This window comes from Pseudomonas sp. MWU12-2345 (assembly GCF_023242385.1).
Taxonomy (GTDB): Bacteria; Pseudomonadota; Gammaproteobacteria; order Pseudomonadales; family Pseudomonadaceae; genus Aquipseudomonas; species Aquipseudomonas gingeri_D.
In genome coordinates, this window is the sequence record NZ_JALLJA010000003.1 from 130435 (window position 1) to 147756 (window position 17322).

Annotated in this window: 17 protein-coding genes and 1 pseudogene; 15 read left to right on the plus strand and 3 right to left on the minus strand. The window is 48.9% G+C overall.

The features are described from left to right. The first annotated feature begins 412 nt into the window (after positions 1–412). The 6 genes and pseudogenes from M5C71_RS09060 to M5C71_RS09085 form a co-directional block, all read left to right on the plus strand. A complete protein-coding gene (locus M5C71_RS09060; protein ID WP_248767656.1) occupies positions 413–1312 on the plus strand; it encodes a hypothetical protein in 900 nt (299 codons plus the stop codon). A gap of 58 nt (positions 1313–1370) precedes the next feature. Next, entirely contained in the window at positions 1371–1793 is a 423-nt protein-coding gene (locus tag M5C71_RS09065) for a hypothetical protein (protein ID WP_248767657.1), read from the plus strand. Between the two features lie 68 nt (positions 1794–1861). Then, positions 1862–2356, plus strand: coding sequence for a hypothetical protein (locus M5C71_RS09070; RefSeq protein WP_248767658.1), 495 nt, complete (start codon positions 1862–1864; stop codon positions 2354–2356). A gap of 60 nt (positions 2357–2416) precedes the next feature. Beyond that, positions 2417–2614: an AbrB/MazE/SpoVT family DNA-binding domain-containing protein gene (locus tag M5C71_RS09075; RefSeq protein WP_191487073.1), complete on the plus strand. Its 198-nt coding sequence runs from the start codon at positions 2417–2419 to the stop codon at positions 2612–2614. Positions 2615–2647: 33 nt separating this feature from the next. Then, on the plus strand, positions 2648–3106 hold the full coding sequence (locus M5C71_RS09080) for a hypothetical protein (RefSeq protein ID WP_248767659.1): 459 nt from the start codon (positions 2648–2650) through the stop codon (positions 3104–3106). Between the two features lie 553 nt (positions 3107–3659). Then, positions 3660–4024 (plus strand): annotated as a pseudogene (locus M5C71_RS09085) (IS3 family transposase); the annotation flags it as partial. Between the two features lie 35 nt (positions 4025–4059). Here M5C71_RS09085 and M5C71_RS09090 read toward each other — a convergent pair. Continuing rightward, entirely contained in the window at positions 4060–5190 is a 1131-nt protein-coding gene (locus M5C71_RS09090) for a DUF3800 domain-containing protein (RefSeq protein ID WP_248767660.1), read from the minus strand. A 171-nt stretch (positions 5191–5361) separates the two neighbouring features. Here M5C71_RS09090 and M5C71_RS09095 point away from each other — a divergent pair, with 171 nt between their 5' ends. Next, positions 5362–5709, plus strand: a complete 348-nt coding sequence (locus M5C71_RS09095; protein WP_248767661.1) for a hypothetical protein — start codon at positions 5362–5364, stop codon at positions 5707–5709. Positions 5710–5971: 262 nt separating this feature from the next. Here M5C71_RS09095 and M5C71_RS09100 read toward each other — a convergent pair whose 3' ends face one another. Together M5C71_RS09100 and M5C71_RS09105 are read right to left on the minus strand one after the other, a co-directional pair. Beyond that, complete coding sequence (locus M5C71_RS09100; protein ID WP_248767662.1) at positions 5972–6142, minus strand: DNA/RNA helicase domain-containing protein; 171 nt, start codon at positions 6140–6142, stop codon at positions 5972–5974. 112 nt (positions 6143–6254) lie between these two features. Beyond that, positions 6255–6932 carry a DUF5710 domain-containing protein gene (locus M5C71_RS09105; protein ID WP_248767663.1) on the minus strand — a complete coding sequence of 226 codons (678 nt, stop codon included), beginning with the start codon at positions 6930–6932 and terminating at the stop codon, positions 6255–6257. A gap of 329 nt (positions 6933–7261) precedes the next feature. On the opposite strand from M5C71_RS09105, the gene M5C71_RS09110 reads away from it, so the two are divergent. The 8 genes from M5C71_RS09110 (at position 7262) to M5C71_RS09145 (ending at position 16951) form a co-directional block, all read left to right on the plus strand. After that, positions 7262–7738, plus strand: a complete 477-nt coding sequence (locus M5C71_RS09110) for a hypothetical protein (RefSeq protein ID WP_248767664.1) — start codon at positions 7262–7264, stop codon at positions 7736–7738. An 18-nt stretch (positions 7739–7756) separates the two neighbouring features. Next, positions 7757–8140: a hypothetical protein gene (locus M5C71_RS09115; protein ID WP_248767665.1), complete on the plus strand. Its 384-nt coding sequence runs from the start codon at positions 7757–7759 to the stop codon at positions 8138–8140. 254 nt (positions 8141–8394) lie between these two features. Then, positions 8395–8682, plus strand: a complete 288-nt coding sequence (locus M5C71_RS09120; protein WP_248767666.1) for a hypothetical protein — start codon at positions 8395–8397, stop codon at positions 8680–8682. Between the two features lie 2 nt (positions 8683–8684). Further along, positions 8685–10532 (plus strand): P-loop NTPase fold protein, encoded by a 1848-nt coding sequence (locus M5C71_RS09125; protein ID WP_248767667.1) that lies wholly within the window; start codon positions 8685–8687, stop codon positions 10530–10532. A gap of 184 nt (positions 10533–10716) precedes the next feature. Then, complete coding sequence (locus M5C71_RS09130; RefSeq protein WP_248767668.1) at positions 10717–12981, plus strand: restriction endonuclease; 2265 nt, start codon at positions 10717–10719, stop codon at positions 12979–12981. Positions 12982–13228: 247 nt separating this feature from the next. Continuing rightward, on the plus strand, positions 13229–13786 hold the full coding sequence (locus M5C71_RS09135) for a recombinase family protein (protein ID WP_248767669.1): 558 nt from the start codon (positions 13229–13231) through the stop codon (positions 13784–13786). Positions 13787–13891: 105 nt separating this feature from the next. Further along, positions 13892–16048 carry an AAA family ATPase gene (locus tag M5C71_RS09140; protein WP_248767670.1) on the plus strand — a complete coding sequence of 719 codons (2157 nt, stop codon included), beginning with the start codon at positions 13892–13894 and terminating at the stop codon, positions 16046–16048. A 312-nt stretch (positions 16049–16360) separates the two neighbouring features. Continuing rightward, the gene (locus M5C71_RS09145; protein ID WP_248767671.1) at positions 16361–16951 is read left to right on the plus strand and encodes a hypothetical protein; all 591 of its coding nucleotides are present in this window, start codon (positions 16361–16363) and stop codon (positions 16949–16951) included. The last annotated feature ends 371 nt before the right edge of the window (positions 16952–17322 follow it).

Sequence of the window (17322 nt, forward strand, 5' to 3'; positions counted from 1 at the left end):
CACAGACCATTCTGATTTCGATGCATTCCTCGCTGAAAAGCCGAGTAGTCGTAGGCCGATTGTTAGTGTTCAGCGAATGCAAGGTAGCAAAAATATTCCGTACATTTACCGGTTGCTTCCTATCCGGCGCGTGTGGAGTTTTGTTGTTGGTGGAGATACTCATCACCGGTACGAAATGCACAACCACACCCTGGAATATTCGCACCCGACGGTAGAAGGTCATGACGAAGAGCGACTTTTATATGAGGAAGAATAGCGGTTTGACCTCGTGAAGGGTTTGAATTTGTCTGCCGCAGATAAATTTTTAGTATCTGCTGGTTTGTCGGATATTAATAAGGTTTCGCGAATGCTGTATGTGTCGCTGACGTAACGACTGCTTGTGAAGTTATTATTGGATAAAAAGGATTGTGGTATGAATGCTAAAAAAAGCATTTCGCCGAAGTACTTTGCGGTAGGGATGATCGTTGGGCTATGCAGTACATTTCTTGTTGCATGCTCAGATAGTGATGCCGATGCAAAAAAAGTAGAGAAAAAAGCTGAGATCCAGCCTCCGAAACAGAGTGAAGCGGAGAAAAAGTTCGCAGTACTCAATCAGCCGAGGAGCATCGAACTGCCAGCTCTTGAATTGACGGATGTTTCAAAATACCAAGACATGCTGAATCCTATGACGGCCTTGCGGATTTATACTACACAGCATACGTGGGACGAAACGCAGGATGATGTCGTTGATTCTGTAAAAAATGCGATTCAGGTACGTACAGAAAATCCGGATCTCTACAAATACGGGTACGAGATTCTAACGGCCCAAGATGCATTCCGGAAAAAAGATTTAAGCGATAAGATTTTTGCCATTGTAAAAAATGAGGCCGGAAAGTCTGGAGCGAATAGATTAGTTAAAGCTGTCATTCCGGATCATCTAGCTGCATATGACTTTGCATCCAAAGGGTTCAAAGTGTCTAGCTGTATGTTCTCCGATAAGCTTGAATATAGTAAAGAAGAAATGCGAAATGAGGCTAGCTTCAAGCGTGCCAGCCCAACCCGCTGTTACTATAATCCAGGTCCGACAGACTACAAGATAGGTCTCACTGGTGGTTCAAAAGTTTTTTTTGATGTACCTGACGAAGCTCAGGCCCGTAAAATTGAGGCTGCTCGCCCTACGTCAAATATTGTGGTTTACGGTTACGTAAAAAGTATCGAGCGTGAAACCATTACTGACCATTTCGGCCCCAAGCGCTATGTGCTAGTCGCTCCGCAACGAGTAGACGTGGTTGACACTGCGAGCGGTTCGGTTCTGCTATCCAAGGCATTGTGAATTAACTCCGACCGTTGCGGCGCGTCCTTGCGTCAAGTCTGAGTAACAGGAAGATATCATGATTCATCAGTTTGCGCTGATAGCGAGCGTCGCGCTACTTAGTGGATGCGCGGCTTTGCATTCATCAAGTGAGTGCGAAGCTAATTTCAACACGGAAGGTAGCATCGTTACTGGTAAAAAACTTACGACATCTTCGATGCTGCCTGGTGTTACTCCTGATCTAGCATTCAAGCGGCTGTCGGCCATTATGTTGGAAGAAGGATTTCACGTTGAATCTTCAGACTCGCGAAGAGGGCTTATATCAGCGTACCAGGACGTCAACTACAGCAACAAAAGGGCACCGTTGAATGCCATTGTCGAGGCATTACCATCAGGTACAAGGGTGACATTGGTTTTCGTGGCCGCAGTAGGGATTTACGCTCCCGATAGCGGCGCGCAGGGAGAGTTCTGCAAAATCATAAATGGTGTAGTTACGAAATAGAGTTCGAGTTAGCTTTATGTGGCTGTCCAGTCATTTGTGATGATTTGAATTATTACGGAGATGCTTCCATGGCTTCGAAAATTGAGATGCTTGAGGGTGTTGTATCGCATGTAAGTCGCGGTACAAAGGTTCATGGGAGTATCCAAACGTCGGCTATCACCGGTAAAACTAGCGGTTCAATGAGTTCTGGGAACGTTTATGCGTTTCGAGTGAACGGTCGACCGGTGGAGTTTCTTACAAGTGATGCGGTCAGTTTGGCTGACGGGGACACAGTACGCGTTGCAGGAACGGTGAAGAAGGGGCACCTTGTTTGTTATGCACTGAAGAATTTTAATACCCAGGCAGAACACAATAATTGTATTTGGGGGCTGGAGACTCTTGGATATTTCATTATGCTGTCCGGAATCCCTGCTATTGTGGTAGTGATAGGGCTTGTGCTGGTTCCTTTAGGAGTGGCCTTAATTATAGGCGAACGACGGAAGAAAAAATGCATTGCCATGGTCGCAAAAGGAGTCACCTCTCAGACCCGGCCGCAAGCTTCTGGTGACGGATCCCCGGCGTAAATCGCCGGGATTGTTCTACTGGTCGAAAGCTGCCCATGGGGACCAAGAGGGCGAACCTACATGAGTCAGTCAGAAAGCTTCACTGTCAAATGCCAAGACCCAGGAGATGGCAGCGGGGACGTCATAATCGATCTCCCCCATGAGGTTTTAGCGGCCATGAATGTTGCCATTGGTGATCGGCTAAGTATCGAGCTGATCGATGGATCTATTGTGTTGAAGCCCGTCCGCGATGCTGATCAACATGATCGGCTGTTTTGAACACAAAGTAGTGATCTTGGTAGGTAGGCTGTTGTGTCGGATTTTACAAAATTAGTGATGGCAGATGAGCCGGATTTGCTTGAGCGCGTTCAGAAGCACTTTCGTGACGAGAGTGTGCTGAGTGATGGGCGCACTCCAATGAGGGTGCTTCGGTCGCTGGTCTCGTCGCCAAGGCTCGCTGATTACACTGTTCGTGGTTTCAACTCCAATGGCTTTGTACATGTTGGGGATAGCTTCCTCGATGAGCACACGATGTTGGCGGACTGGACTCAGAAAACGTATGGCGTCGAGCTGAGCACTTGGAAGCGGATACATACTGACCTAGAAGTGGTAACCGGTTTTGGCTTCCGGGACGCATCAGTTGCGCGAATCCAAGTCTGGTCATTCGACCCGATGTCACTGAGCTTCGATGCGCTGAAGATCGCGGTTGCTGTGTCATACACCGACGTTGAACTGATTGGGGGAGGAGAGGGTTGTAGGTGCTCTGAATGATCTGCTGGATATTTATAACTTTGAAGCGGAGCCGCAGGCTAGATAGGATCATCCTCGGAGATAAAAGCCTGGATGGTTTTTGCTCTGAACCACTCGATGCGCACCTGCGAAGTTTGTGAAGGCGCGGGCCGTTTGGTTGTCGCTGATGGATGACAGCGCTCTCGATGTGAGGCCCATCAAAATGTGTCGGCAGCTACGTTGGGGGCGGAGTGAAGTCGCAGGCGTTAAATTTGCTTGCCTATGAGCGTAAACTTAGCCCAAAAAACGACCAGATCGCCATGGCCGGGTGACCAGCCCGTAAACTCGGGCTTGTAGGGGCTTGCTCTATAGGTTTTTTGGCGTCATGACGGCGTGACTTGCAAAAAAATGTAAACCAACGCTTCAAGTCGGAAAAGTTCGGATAGTTTGGAAACCGATTTTGTACAAGTTTTTTCGACCGCTCGTCCGATATCTCGTCGAAATGTAAACCCCTGCTGTTGCCGCTGACCGAAAACTGACCCAGTAAAGGCTGGGGGGGATGCGGCGGAAATCTTGGACTACCTGGAGGTAGTTCATGTATTCATACGAAGACCGTATCCGAGCGGTCAAGCTCTACATCAAACTGGGCAAGCGAACCGGGGCAACTATTCGTCAGTTGGGCTACCCGACGAAGAACTCTTTGAAGAGCTGGCACGCAGAGTATGAGCGATGCCTCGACCTGCCGCGTGGCTACGAGAACTCGAAGTCGAAGTACTCACTGGCCCAAAGGCAAAAGGCTGTCGGGCACTATCTCGAATACGGTCGCAACATCGCCGCTACCATCAAGGCGTTGGGCTACCCCGCGCGGGATTCTTGCGTGCCTGGATTTACGAAATGCACCCCGAGTTGCATACGCGTATTGTCGGTCGATCAGACGGGTTAGCCCGGCCGCCAGCGGTGACGGGCATATCCTGAGCATGCCTTGCCCTTCAACCTTAGACGTTGAACCGTGCCGCTGAATCGAGTCCGTCAATGTCGCCTTCTTCAATTTTTAGATCTAGCATCTGGATAACGAGGTCAGCCATGTCGTCTTTAAAATTACGTTCCCCGTCATGGTTAAGAATTCGACCTATCGCTCCAGCGATCACATCTGACAATTGGATCAGAGCACTGTTTTTTGATGAGGCGGTCTGCAATGAGGTCAGTTGCAGCTTATCCTCATACCCTTTTTTGAAGGTTTCCCCTACACGGTCTCTTAGGTCAGAAATAACAAAGGAGTCCAACGATTGCTCTTCATCCACAGTTACCTCCATCTCTCTCGGTAGATCTATCCTTCCGCTTTCCAGCTCATGAGCAGCACCACGCGCAAGCATCAGCTCATGCAGCTTGAGAATTGTTTCTTCAATCGGACGATTGGTTTTCGCCCGCTCGACTGCTATGTATTTAAATCCTAGATACTCACGATTTTCTAAAATCACTCCAAGGTATGATTTCAGGGTTTCGTAATCGCTTTTACCAAATTTTGTAAAATGAACTTCTCTGTTTTTCCAGACAGATTTCGCTTTCCATTCGCTTATGGCTTTGCTGGCGGCGAATACTGCTCTGCCATTGAGAACCCACACAGATGCGACCATTACGAATTTGTGCGTTTTCCCTGTTTCATCTGAAAATATATGCACCTTCTTGACGGGTGGGGAGTCATCAATGACTGCACCTTCCATTTTCTCTTCATTTCTTCTGCGGCTTTTTTTGATTTCAGTATCCGCTAAAAATAGCTCGTACTCGTTTTGTATTTTAGCGCGGGCACGGACTATGTAATGAAGCCTTTCCAGCTTGAATAGGTCTTTCGGTTGAATCCCGCTTTCTTTGTAAAGGTCTGGTTGGAATATTTCCCAGTATTTCAATGAAAGCGAAATGTCGCTATTTCGAGTGTGAGGATAAAGGTTTAATACGTATGCAACTCTAGGCTTCAAGGAAGAAAAGTCAGCGGCAGCTACCGAAGATAGAAGCTCTTTTTTCTCCTTCTCAATTTTTTCGTCCTTGGTTAAAATCTTCTTCTCCGGTTTTTTTTCGTCTTCATCAGGTGGCAGCGGAACAGCATCTTCAATGGGGTAAACCTTGCTCATTACACATTCCTTGTTTTCAAGCTATACGGGGTTGCGTTGAGTGCTTTCAGGCGCAGCATTCCTTGATGATAGCCTATGGCTTGCATTACGTAAGGTGGGCTTTTCAGGTAGCCCGTAGCTAACGGCTGCCGGTAGGATAGAAAACCCCATCAATGACAAAGGAAGTTTCCATTGATCAAGCAGTGTGTAGCAGGAATGGTTGCAGTAGTGATGTGTGGCTCGGTATGGGCAGCAAGCAATGAGGATGAAGCCGCTGCACTGGCAAGCCTCACTGAGGTCCAGAAGATGTACGAGAATCACCCTGAAGGCACACCTAATCAGGCGGGCACGCGAACCTTGTCGAAGAAAGACATTAATGATTGCGTGACACAGATGACTGAGGCGAAGAACAAGCTCGATGCTGTGAAGCAGCAGTACGGTTCGACCAAAGCCTATCAGTCGATGCAGACACGTATGCTGACTGGTCAGGTCCGTGGTCGGTTGGGAACCTGTAAGCAGACCAAGGACACGCTGGGCTAGGCACGGTGCTGTTGAACCCAGATCGGGAGCAACAGGTCGAGAAAAGAGTACGTAATTAGGTGGTGACGCGACGATCACCTTGAAAAACACCGTTAGACCACTACAATTTATTCACTTGTCAGCTCGCGCTAAGAGCCCAAAGCGCTCTGGTCAGCCCATATCAATTAATCCCACCTTTTTCGTCTCGTGCTAATAAATCAGCGTTTGGGCAGTTCAGGACATTAAATGCCTGTCCACATAGGCCGTGCCAGGTCATCACGTCTCAGTCTTTCGAGTCAGCAAGCTGGGTGCGAACATACTCGGTGAGCTTGTTGTTGAACGAGACTACAAGCACCTTCTTTCCCTGTGCAGCTAGCCTCCGAGCGGTTTCGATTACGATTAGTGTTTTGCCGGTTCCTGGCCAGCCGGTAACGAGGGAAGTCTGTTTTTTCATCACCCCCGGTTACGACCTTATTCTGTTCGTCGGTCTACTGATTTAACTCAATACCGCTGGTGCACCTCGAACGCGTGAAGCCTCCGGGCAGCGCGGTGCTCAACCGTGGTAATTAAGGTTGCTCGCGAATCTGCATCCAGCCGAAGAAGTCTTCGGTGGCGAAGCCGACGCTACAGTTGGCATCGAACCGCTCGTTGATTTTGATGAGAGTCATGCGCTGAGCTTCGTCTGGCGATGTCGGAAAGAAAGCTCCACCAGGTTCGCTGTGCATGAAGAAATCGCCGAGCTTTGCACCGCAGTGCTCGCAGTGGTTCATCAGGTAACGGCTGCCAGCGGTTTTGCTGTAGGCCAGCTTGAATTTGGTGGTGAAGCGATGGATTTGCTTCGTGACCAGGGGGGAGAGGCTGTCGATGTTGGAGACCGTCCCGCGATATCCATGGCACTTCCATTCGCCGAGGTTGCTTGTGAGCGTGAAATCTTCGTCCTCATTTTCGTAGTAATCGAATTCTTCGTGTTGCTCGGGCAGCTTGAACGAAAACACGCGGGTCAGATTGGAACAGCCCCAGCAGTGAGAAATGGACTCCATGACGTAGTAGTAGGGCGCTCTGACGCAAAACTCTGGTCCGTGCTCCAGGTCGGCTTGCTGTGTCACCGGCAGCCATCGGAGCAGTGGGCCGATCTCTACCCCCACAGGGATGTACCAGTTCTTCAGGGAAGGGTCCCATCTGGCACCGAGTGATTTCGCCTCATCTTTCTCTGAGAATGGGACAGCGAGATTGATCCTTTCCATGTCTGCATCCGTACGTATTGCTCATCAGTAAGCGAAAGAGCCCATGCTAGAGCCTTTCGGTGTTGCCTGGAGGCTCAGTATCCCAGAAAATCGTGGCGTCAGTAGAGGCCGTTCCGTTCCAAGAAAATGGACAGGCAATGGCCGCAGGCGAGCTTGGTGCTTAGATTTTCAACCAGGTTTGATAGCCCGCTGCGCGGAAGTGGCCAGCGGGGGTTAGGTGGTGTGTGAGGTCAAAGCGCTGGGTCTGATCGAAGCCAGTCCCTAGTGATACGTAGAACGCTGATATATGTAGGAAAGTGTGGCTTTTATAATTTCGTTGAGAGGTTACAGTGTCAGATCCGATAGGGCGTAGGGGCGAAGCTGCCATCTCCACAATTTTGGGGAGGCCGGTCGACGGGAAGGTTATATTTGATGCGAAGTATCTTGGCGCAAAGAACGAAACCTTTGATTTTAGCGTTAGCTTACTTGGGGAGAAGGATCGTGACTTAGGCCCATTTTTTTTATTGCAAGTCAAGGCAACAATGGTTTCGAATCCATCGAAGTCATTTAATGTCGGCTTCAATGAAGGGCATGTAGATAAGTCCCGGAAGTCAAAGGTTCCTACTTATATAGTTGCTATCGATGTTAGCAAAAAAACAGTGGAAGATGCTTATTTTCTAGCCATTGAGCATTCTCATGAGGGTGGGATTTGGGCGGTGCCAAGGCTTCATAATTTTGGGTGTGATGAGACTTTATTAATGCTGTATAATGAAGTGAATGATTATTTTGCTAGCGAGTTGAGTAGCTTTTCTTCGCAGTTCGTTTAGTTTGGTTGGGTATATTTTATGAGTGAGCATTTAGATAAATTTTGCAGGCTAAGCGTCGCGCTTCCTTTGACTAGAAAAAATTATGACTACCGCATGTTGGCTCCTGTTGAAGATGTTGTAGTTGATCTTCACGTCGAAAGGTTTTACAACGGTAATTTTGAGCATTTTTTCGTAGTGGTGAAACGTACATCAGAGGAGCCTTTTGAAACCGAGGAGTATCGGCAGGAAGTCGATAAGCTTGCGAAGAGGTTCAAAATAAATTGCTATCTCGCTGTGGTCCATCAAGATGGTAGGAGCATGGCGGTTGATTTTGATCTTATGAAAAAAATGGCCTTTGACCCTAAAAAACTACGAGTAAAGGCGTTAGGCGGGCCTTCGCTTAATAACAGCCCAACCCTATAGGCATTGATTTACAGCTTCGATAATTCGCCAGGCTTCCTGCTTGGCTTTCGGCCAGCATTGTTGTTACAGCCGCGCAGGCACTGAAGCCTGCCAGCTTCAGTGTGGTCTTGCCAGCTGCGCCGCTAACCAGAATGGCGTGATATCAAAAGGTCGAAGCCCCTCTGGAGGGAGCATTTGGTAGAGTCCGGGTATTGAATTTGATGGCACTGCGCCCCCATCTGAATCCATTCCGACCCTTAGGCCTCGATCAATTAATGACCACGTTTTCTTTTCGAGCGGACACGATTCATCACGTGTTCGAACTGATGCTGACACCTGGCATGAAAGCGGTGCAGCGCCTCACGATACTCCCAGACCAGATGTTCCCTGACGTCGAAGTTGAGCTTGTGACCGAGATGTCGATGGACGAGCTAGAGCGCTTGGTTGCAGGCCTGGACGACGCCCACGTCATCGTCGATACGCTTCGCCAATGTGACTTGAAGTCCAATCCGCTCCAGCGTGGAGAGGATCCCGATCCGCTACACAGCATGCCGGAGTTTTAGCCATGGCGAGCAGCCAATCCAATGAAGCGACAAAACTGCTGGACTACTACCTTGATGATTCTGTCGACACTGAATACGCGGTTATGCTTTCCGCGCCGTGGGGAGCTGGTAAGACCCATTTCATCAAGAAGTATCTGAACGACCGTTCGCCCCGTGTGGCCGAGGACAAAGGGCCCTACTACCTGTACGCGAGCCTTTTTGGCGTCACGGCCATCTCGGCGATCAAGGATCAATTCTTCGCACAGATCCATCCCCAGCTCACTTCAAAAGGTTTTCAGCTTTTCGGGAATATCGCTTCCGGGTTCGTGGAAAAGGTTTCCGGGGCGAAGGGCAGCACTGGCATGGTGAAGGACCTGTTCCTGAACCTTGATGGCAAGATCTTGGTCATCGACGACTTGGAACGTTGCTCGATGAAGATCTCGGATGTCATGGGCTTCATCAATACGCTCGTCGAGCATGAGAAGCTCAAGGTGATCATCTTGGCCAACGAGAGCGAGATTCCGAAAGCCCAGCGTGATGACTACGACAGGCAGAAAGAGAAGCTTGTAGGCAAGACCATTGAGGTCAAGGCTGATCCTGCTGAAGTTTTGGACAAGCTAACGGACGACCTCAAGCCAGGTATAGCCAAGGACATCATCTCTGCTGAGAAGGCTGCGTTGCTGGCCACTTTCAACGCCTCGAAGAAGCCAAATTATCGAAATCTGCGCGCCGTGCTCGCAGATTTCGAGCGCTTGGTGGGTGTGGTGGACAAGCGGCTGAGCGATGTACCAGATGCCCTGAAGCAGCTGCTGTTCTACATGATCGCGACGGGGTGTGAGGCGCGCAGTGCAGAATTGAACGAGGATATGCTCCGGCGGCTTCCGACTACTGCTTTCTCAATGGGGCGGCTGTTTTCGAAATCAGAAAAGACTCCAACTGAGCAAGCCTTTGAGATGCTCAACAACCGCTACCCTGAGGTCCGCTGGACGGATCCCATCGTCAGCCCAAATCACCTGGCCGACCTGTTCTTCAGCGGAAAAATCGCTGTGGATGCAATCAATGAGGGGTTAGCACGCCACCCGGACGTAGTCGGGCACGCTCAAATCCCGGCCTGGAGGCTGCTCTGGGATTGGTCCCACTTGAATAAATCGGAGTACGAAAAGGCCAGGACGAAGCTTTTGGCTGAACTGGCTGGAGCTAAGCTCATTCATCCAGGTGTGATTCTGCATGTGGCAGGAATCGCCATTACCCTCCGTGGATATGGTGACCAGCTGATTGAGGGCGAAGGGGAGCTACTGAAGTACTTCACTGAATATATGTCAAGGTTGGTAGATGCCGGTACGTTGACACCAAACAAGGGCGTTTATGGGTTCGACAGCATGAGTGCTGCTGGGCTCGGATATTCGTCTTACACGAACCCAGAATTCAGCCCAATCTACACGATGGTGAAGGACGCCAGTGCGGAGGCGCTACGTAGGCAGTTGAAGGTAAAAGCGCAGAGCTATGTTGCGCGCCTGGCGACTGGGCCTGACAGCTATCCATCACTGTATGAATACGGCATTGATGACGAAAACTATGGCGGCGCACCATTTTTGCACCATACAAATATGGGAGATTTGGCAGACCTTCTGATTGTCGACTCTCGCTCAAATGACCAGCTTTTCGCTTCGCTCGCAAAGCGATACGAGCATAATCTTCAAACTGGTCAATCCCTGAGGGATGAGTACGAGTGGATCGATAATTTGAAGGATCATTTGCTGGCAATGGCCGATGCTGACACGGCGCCATTTGCAAAAGCGCTACGTGAACGAGTGACTTACTACTTCGACAAAATTGGAGAGGGAATCGGTCGGCCAGTGACCCCCAGCTAACCACCCCTGGCTCAGTCCGGGCGGGTGCTCTATCCGCCCGGTTTCTATACGTAAATATAGTGGAGCGCCTGGTAGCCATCTGTACGCAGCTCTCCCAGCAATGAGTCATAGAAAACCATCAAAAACTACAATCACGTATTGGGGCTGGTGAGTGGCATGTGGCTCAATACCAAGCGAGGCTTCTGTGAACGAGTACGATTTTTCGCGGCTAAACGACAAGGAATTTGAAGTCTTCTGCACTGACCTGCTGAGCGCAAGGGAAGGCGTTCGGTTTGAGCGGTTCAAGCCTGGACGTGATGGAGGGGTGGATGGTCGTTATTTTAAGTCCGAGGGTGATGAGTGGATCCTACAGTGTAAGCATTGGGTTTCGACCCCGTTAGAAAAGCTCGTTAAATCTATTGAGGACTCTGAAAGGCTGAAAGTTCAGAAGCTATCGCCAAGTCGATATATTTTGGCAGTATCACACCCGCTTTCACGCAAGGATAAAAGCATTTTAATGGAGAAGCTTTCGCCTTTTGTGTGCTCACCAGATGATATATTAGGTCGAGAGGATTTAAATGATATATTGGCAAGCCACCCTGATGTCGAAAAGCGACATTATAAGCTCTGGATTGCTAGCTCAAATGTCCTGAGTTATATCTTCAATAAGCCTATATATGATAGAAGCCAGTTTGAGCTTGACGAAATTATGGAGGCGTCTCGGCTGTATGTGCCGACCGTCAATCATGATGAGGCCATTGAGAAGCTGGAGTCCATGAATGTCGTCATTATCACAGGTCCGGCAGGGATCGGTAAGACGACGCTGGCAGGTCAGCTGATTCTACAATATGCCGCAGAAGGTTTTGCGCTTTCGGTGATTTCTGATGATATTAAAGAAGCAGAAGGAGTTTACGACCAAGACTCAAAGCAAATATTCTATTTTGATGATTTTTTGGGTCGCAACTATTTGGAAGCGCTTTCTGGGCATGAGGGGGCGAAGATTGTAAGTTTTATTAAGCGTATAGCCAAAAACCCTAAAAAGCGCTTTGTATTGACCTCTCGAACCACTATCTTGAATCAGGGAAAGATTTTGAATGATGTTTTCCATAACTCTAACATGAGTCGAAATGAGTTTGAGATAACGCTTGAGTCTTTGGAGAAAATTGATAAGGCTCGAATCCTTTATAATCATATTTGGCATTCTGAATTGGATGGCGAATACGTAGAGCAGCTATATTCGCAGAGACGCTATCGAACCATTATTGATCATAAAAATTTCAATCCTCGGCTTATCCGATTTATTACCGATGCCCAGCGGTTGGAAAATGTCCCGCCAGAGTCATACTGGTCTCATGCAACAGGTTTGTTAGATGATCCCTCTCAGATCTGGGATCATCCATTTCAATCGCAATTGGACGACTGCGGTCGTGCGCTGGTTTTATTGGTTGCTATGAGCGGACGCCTGATTACTGAATCTGAGCTTTCAGAGGCGTTCGCACGATATTTGGCTAGCCCAGGAGCTGCCAGCCTTACTGGGAAAAAGGATTTCCTATTAAATCTCCGTCATCTATCTGGTTCGATGCTCACAAGATTTGTAGTAGGCGATAGTCAGCCCTTTGTTCGGCTATTTAACCCGTCTTTAGGTGACTTCGTATTCAATAGATATGCCAATAACACTCCTGCTCTGCGGCAGTGCTTTGGTAGCCTTAAGACACAGTCTTCTTTGAAGACGCTGAAGGATATGGTGGATAACCAGATAATCACTGGTGGCGTGGCTGCTGACGTGGTAGGTCATGTCTTTCTATCTGTCACTGATATAAATTTTCTTGGGTTTGATGCCGAGTTCGTTGCACAGCTATGCATTTTAAGATCCGAGCTTGGGATAAAATTCAGCTCCTCAGATCAGAATCTGTCAAAAGCGATTGATTTCATCGCTGGTGAGAAATGTGGTGGACTCTTTTTGGGATCGGCACGTGTGCTGTTGTGGGGGCTGCGCAATGGCGGTGTTAGTAAAACCGCCGTGGAGATGTTCTTGTTAGGAGCTTTTGCAAATGATCCAGGCCATGATGAGTTACTGGTTATAAGTAAAATAGTCAAAAGCTTTGATGTAGTAGGGCATCAGTCGCTTTATGATGCATATGACGAAGTTGTCAAAGAGCATCTAATTGCATCGGTTGAGGATGAGTTTCCAGAATCTGAGGTTTTTTCTGATTGTAGTTCGCAATCAGCAGCACGCAGAAAGTTTATTGAGTTGATGGATGAAAAAGCTTTTGAGCTGGGGGCTAATGACTCATCCAGTGTGGCTGATAGTGTTGCAGGTTATGTGGATGTGGATAGGTTTTATGATAAGTACTTTTATGAGGCAGAGCGTGAGCAAGATTATGAGTCCTATAGGGATCAACGGACGAACTGGTCCGAGCTATCGCTTAGGGCGATTGATCCAATCGACGATCTTTTTTCGCGTGACTGAAAGGATTCCCTTGTTATGGTGGCCTTTTAAAAAATGAAGGTCGCCATGCCGCGTGTGTCGCTTGTGTGAATGTTTTTGATTCCACTTGTTTATATTGGTATCCGCGTTTGATCTGCGCTCGGTCGTTGTCGCATGATTTCAAAGTTGTGCGACAAAAATTATATTTCCTAATGGCAGTGCTTGGAGTGTTGCGTTAGTTTGTCGCAATTTGTGTTAAGCTTGGAATATAACTTACGACGGAATAATAATGAGTCACCTGATTGGTTATGCCCGCGTTTCAACGCGAGGCCAGAGTCTTGAACATCAGCACTCTCAGTTAGTTGAACAAGGGTGCGCCAGAATTTTTGAAGAGGAGGTTAGTGGTGCCAAAAGAGATCGGCCTGAGCTGACCCGCATGCTCGATCATCTCAGGCACGGGGATGTAGTAATCGTAACTCGCCTAGACCGTCGCGCGCGGTCGACCTCCGATTTGCTGGCCATCGCTGAGTTGCTCCGGGCCAGTGGGGCAGGGTTACTCTCGCTTGCTGAGCCGTGGGCTGATACGACGACCCCGGCAGGCCGGATGATCTTGACCGTCTTCGCAGGAATTGCAGATTTCGAGCGGTCATTGATTGCAGAGCGCACCAGTGTCGGTAGGGACGCTGCCAAATCCAGGGGCGTCAAATTTGGCCCAAAACTTTCACTAAGCCCCTCCCAGGTTGCGCGCGCTCGTGAATTGCTCGAAGGAGGGCGTCCGGTCTCGGAAATTTCAAAAATCTTCGGGGTACACAAAGCGACCGTTTACCGTGCTTTAGGTCAAGGGTGACGTCTTTAGCGTGTCCATCATCGTGGCACGCAGCGCCTGGCTCACCTATGCTGCTCCTCGCCAACAGAGGTGGCCCAAAGCCACCCAACATTCAGGAGTCAGCTCGTGATCACGGAATTGAACATAGATGGCGTCACCAGTTACAAATCCAAATCTACTCTATCGCCGACCAACAAAACGTCGCTCATCTACGGGCTCAACGGTGCAGGGAAGAGCACCATCTCCGAATTTTTATACAACCAGAGCGCGCCCCAATTTGCTAAATGCAGTCTGAAAACCAGTCAGCCGTGTGAAATTTTGGTGTACAACCAAAGCTTCCTTAATGACTACTTCTACGAAGAAGATAATTTAAAAGGCATTTTTACTCTCTCGAAAGAGAACAAGGTCGCACTCCAGCAAATCGAGGCTGAAACGAAGGAGCTGGAAAAGCATCTGGCCGCCCAGCAACAGAACTCTAGTCTTGCCACAGAAAACTCCACCAAGCTAGACCAAGAAAAGACAAAGGCAAGCGGGAAGGTCTGGGAGATCAAGACGAATTTCTCGGGTGGTGATCGCGTTCTAGAGTTTTGCTTGGAAAACCTCAAACGAACAGAACTCCTTTTTCAGCATATTATTGGGTTACCTCTGCCGGAAACTGCACCTGGCTACACGACTGATGGTTTGAAGGCAGAGGCCTCGTCAATTGAAGGCGAGGGTGCGGCTCCGTTCGCCAAAATCTCAACCCTATCCGCTGGCTGGCTGAGCATTGAAGCGGATCCACTCTGGTCGAAGGTCATCGTCGGCAGTCAGGAAGGTTCAGTTGCGGAGTTCATCACTAAAGCTGGCAACTCCGACTGGGTGAAGCAAGGGCTCCAGTACATTTCAGATGATAAAGATCCTCAAACCTGTCCTTTTTGCCAGCAAGAAACAGTCACCCAAAACATCATCGATTCTATACGCCAAGTGTTCGACGAGGCCTACGAACAAGATGTTGAGCTGCTAGAGTCAATCAAAACCAGCTATGAGACACTGACCTCCAGCCTGAACCTCCAAGATATTTCGAACTCCCCACTCGCCAGTAAAGAGCTTGTGGAGGCATGGAGTATCGCCTGTGAGGCTTTGAAAGCGTCAATACGCGAAAATACTCTGCACATTGGCAACAAAATCAAAAGCCCAAGCACGCCGGTTATCCTGACCGATACCCAGTCAGCCGTTGACACGATCAACGATTTGATCAGTGGCCTGAATAAGTTGATCGAGGCACATAATGTCAAGGTGGTGAATAAGAAACAGACTAAGGAAGATATAAAATCTCGTTTCTGGGCGCTGATGCGATGGGACTATGATCAGACGATTTCTGCCTATTTGCAGTCAGCTTCAGACCTTAAAAACGAGGCCGCTAAAATAAGCCAAGAAGCCGCGAAGATTAGCACCGATGTCGCGGCATCTAACGGCAGGCTTGCTACTCTCAGAAAGCAAACAGTCAACATCGAAGAGTCAATTGAGAATATTAATGCTGGGCTGGTAGAAATTGGCATCGATGGTTTCTCGGTGGTGCCCTATGGTGAAAATTTTTACCGGGTGTCCAGGGCCGCTGATCAAGCCAATGCCTTTCACTCACTGAGTGAGGGTGAGAAAACCGTGATCAGTTTTCTTTACTTCATTGAACTCTGTAAAGGCCAGAAAACGGCCACTGCTGTGCCTCAAGCGAAGGTTGTTGTGATTGATGATCCGATATCCAGCCTTTCCCATCTTTACGTTTTCAATATTGGGCAGTTGATTAAAAAATACTTCATTAATGATAAGCTGTACGCGCAGGTCTTTGTGCTAACTCATAGTCTGTATTTCTTTTATGAGCTGACTTACACAAGCAAGGAAAAGCGCGATGAGGCACAGCAGATGTTTAGGGTTGTTAAGAATTCAAATGGTAGTTCTGTAATACCAATGAGGTATGAAGAGATTCAAAATGACTACCAATCGTACTGGTCGATAATCAAAGATCAGGCCTCGCCACCGGCGCTGATTGCTAACTGCATGCGCAATATAATCGAGTATTTTTTCAACTTTGTGCAAAAGAAGGATTTCAATAATGTTTTTCAGAAGCCAGTCCTTTCGACTGATAAATTTACTACGTTCTACAGGTATATGAACCGAGAGTCGCACTCTTTGGGTCAAAATATTTTTGATATAAAGGAATTTGATTATAGTGTTTTCAAAGAGGGCCTTAGGCTGGTTTTTGAAGAGTGTGGTTATTCGGAGCACTACAAGGCTATGATCAAATAATTACTTAGACGCGAGAGGGGCACTCCTAGATTGAGTAGGGACCGTCAAGTTATTGATGGTCCATCTAATGGGGATGCCTTTCGTGCCACCCGGCTCACAGCTGTTTTGGCGCCGTTCTCAATTCAAGTGGAGCGTAGTGGGCTTGAATGCCTGGGCGAGTCTGCCTATGATGCAGCCGGGCTTGATCGAAGCCTGCTGCCCGCCTTAGGCAAACCCGAATGGGACGATCTCTCCTCGATTTATAGCGTTTGGGATTCCCTGTGCGGATCTCGGCAGCGGGCACCGAATCTCCGCGATCAGAGGAGTTACCCCTTGAAACGCATTTTCCTGATATCTCAAAAGTCCGTCTCCCGCCTTAAGCAGCGTGCTCGCAATCTCAAGAGAGAGGGCGAGGTCCCTCACCATGAAGCCCTGGAAATCACTGCCAAGGCGGCTGGGTTCGACAGCTGGCATCAAGTCGCCGAAGCTGCTGAGCAATGCAGGCCGATTGAGGATGCATACCGCAAGGGCTTCCTAATGGCTTTCGACGCCTCAGAAGTCCCTGACATAGAGAACGACGAATCCCCAATCAAATGGGAGGAGTACGCGTTCGAGCTGCTGCGCAAGGAGTTGTTTGAGAACTACTGTGCTCAGCCTGATGAAGAAGACCCAGATGGGCGGCCTATTTCTCAGACCCTGGATAGCGATGACCTCAAGGAGTACTTTGAGGACGACTGGGGAGGCATGTATTTTTTCAGGTTGAGAAGGCCTACAGAAGCATTGTCCCTGGATCGACTGTTACCTCTGGTTGCGAAGCATTCGTTCTGGATGCCGAGGCTTGTCTTCGACAAAGGTGAGCTGATCGACACGTATGATCTACCAGCGACCGATGAGAACAATGAGATCGTCGGGTTGCGCTTCTAGAACGTGTTGAAAAGCCGCAGCCCACCCCCTGGGATGCTTCCGCGTAGCGGCCTTCCAACTATAAGCAGTCAGGGCGATGACGAGTGAAGAGATATTCACGCGTCATCGCCCATCACGTTGCGGTCTGCAATGGAGATGATCTGGGCTGACTTCAGATGCGCGTCGGTGTGGAAGCGGGTAGCCAGGCTTAGCCTGGAAAGTGGCCAGTGGTGGGGTGTCTACGACAACACACTGGGCGTCGGGCACCGTCTTTTCATGCATCTTCAGGCGTGCAGATTTAGCCCTGCTGAGCCAGGCTTGTAGGTTTCTTCTACAGTGGTACGACGAGTCCTTTCAGAACCAATTAGCTAGCCTACTTAGAAACGTTAAGA

Excerpts from the sequence above, each read along its gene's own strand:
- M5C71_RS09090 (WP_248767660.1), bottom strand. The coding sequence starts at position 5,190 with ATGAGCAAGGTTTACCCCATTGAAGATGCTGTTCCGCTGCCACCTGAT.
- M5C71_RS09120 (WP_248767666.1), top strand. The coding sequence starts at position 8,395 with ATGACCACGTTTTCTTTTCGAGCGGACACGATTCATCACGTGTTCGAA.
- M5C71_RS09135 (WP_248767669.1), top strand. The coding sequence starts at position 13,229 with ATGAGTCACCTGATTGGTTATGCCCGCGTTTCAACGCGAGGCCAGAGT.
- M5C71_RS09105 (WP_248767663.1), bottom strand. The coding sequence starts at position 6,932 with ATGGAAAGGATCAATCTCGCTGTCCCATTCTCAGAGAAAGATGAGGCG.
- M5C71_RS09070 (WP_248767658.1), top strand. The coding sequence starts at position 1,862 with ATGGCTTCGAAAATTGAGATGCTTGAGGGTGTTGTATCGCATGTAAGT.
- M5C71_RS09125 (WP_248767667.1), top strand. The coding sequence starts at position 8,685 with ATGGCGAGCAGCCAATCCAATGAAGCGACAAAACTGCTGGACTACTAC.
- M5C71_RS09115 (WP_248767665.1), top strand. The coding sequence starts at position 7,757 with ATGAGTGAGCATTTAGATAAATTTTGCAGGCTAAGCGTCGCGCTTCCT.
- M5C71_RS09075 (WP_191487073.1), top strand. The coding sequence starts at position 2,417 with ATGAGTCAGTCAGAAAGCTTCACTGTCAAATGCCAAGACCCAGGAGAT.
- M5C71_RS09060 (WP_248767656.1), top strand. The coding sequence starts at position 413 with ATGAATGCTAAAAAAAGCATTTCGCCGAAGTACTTTGCGGTAGGGATG.
- M5C71_RS09065 (WP_248767657.1), top strand. The coding sequence starts at position 1,371 with ATGATTCATCAGTTTGCGCTGATAGCGAGCGTCGCGCTACTTAGTGGA.
- M5C71_RS09100 (WP_248767662.1), bottom strand. The coding sequence starts at position 6,142 with ATGAAAAAACAGACTTCCCTCGTTACCGGCTGGCCAGGAACCGGCAAA.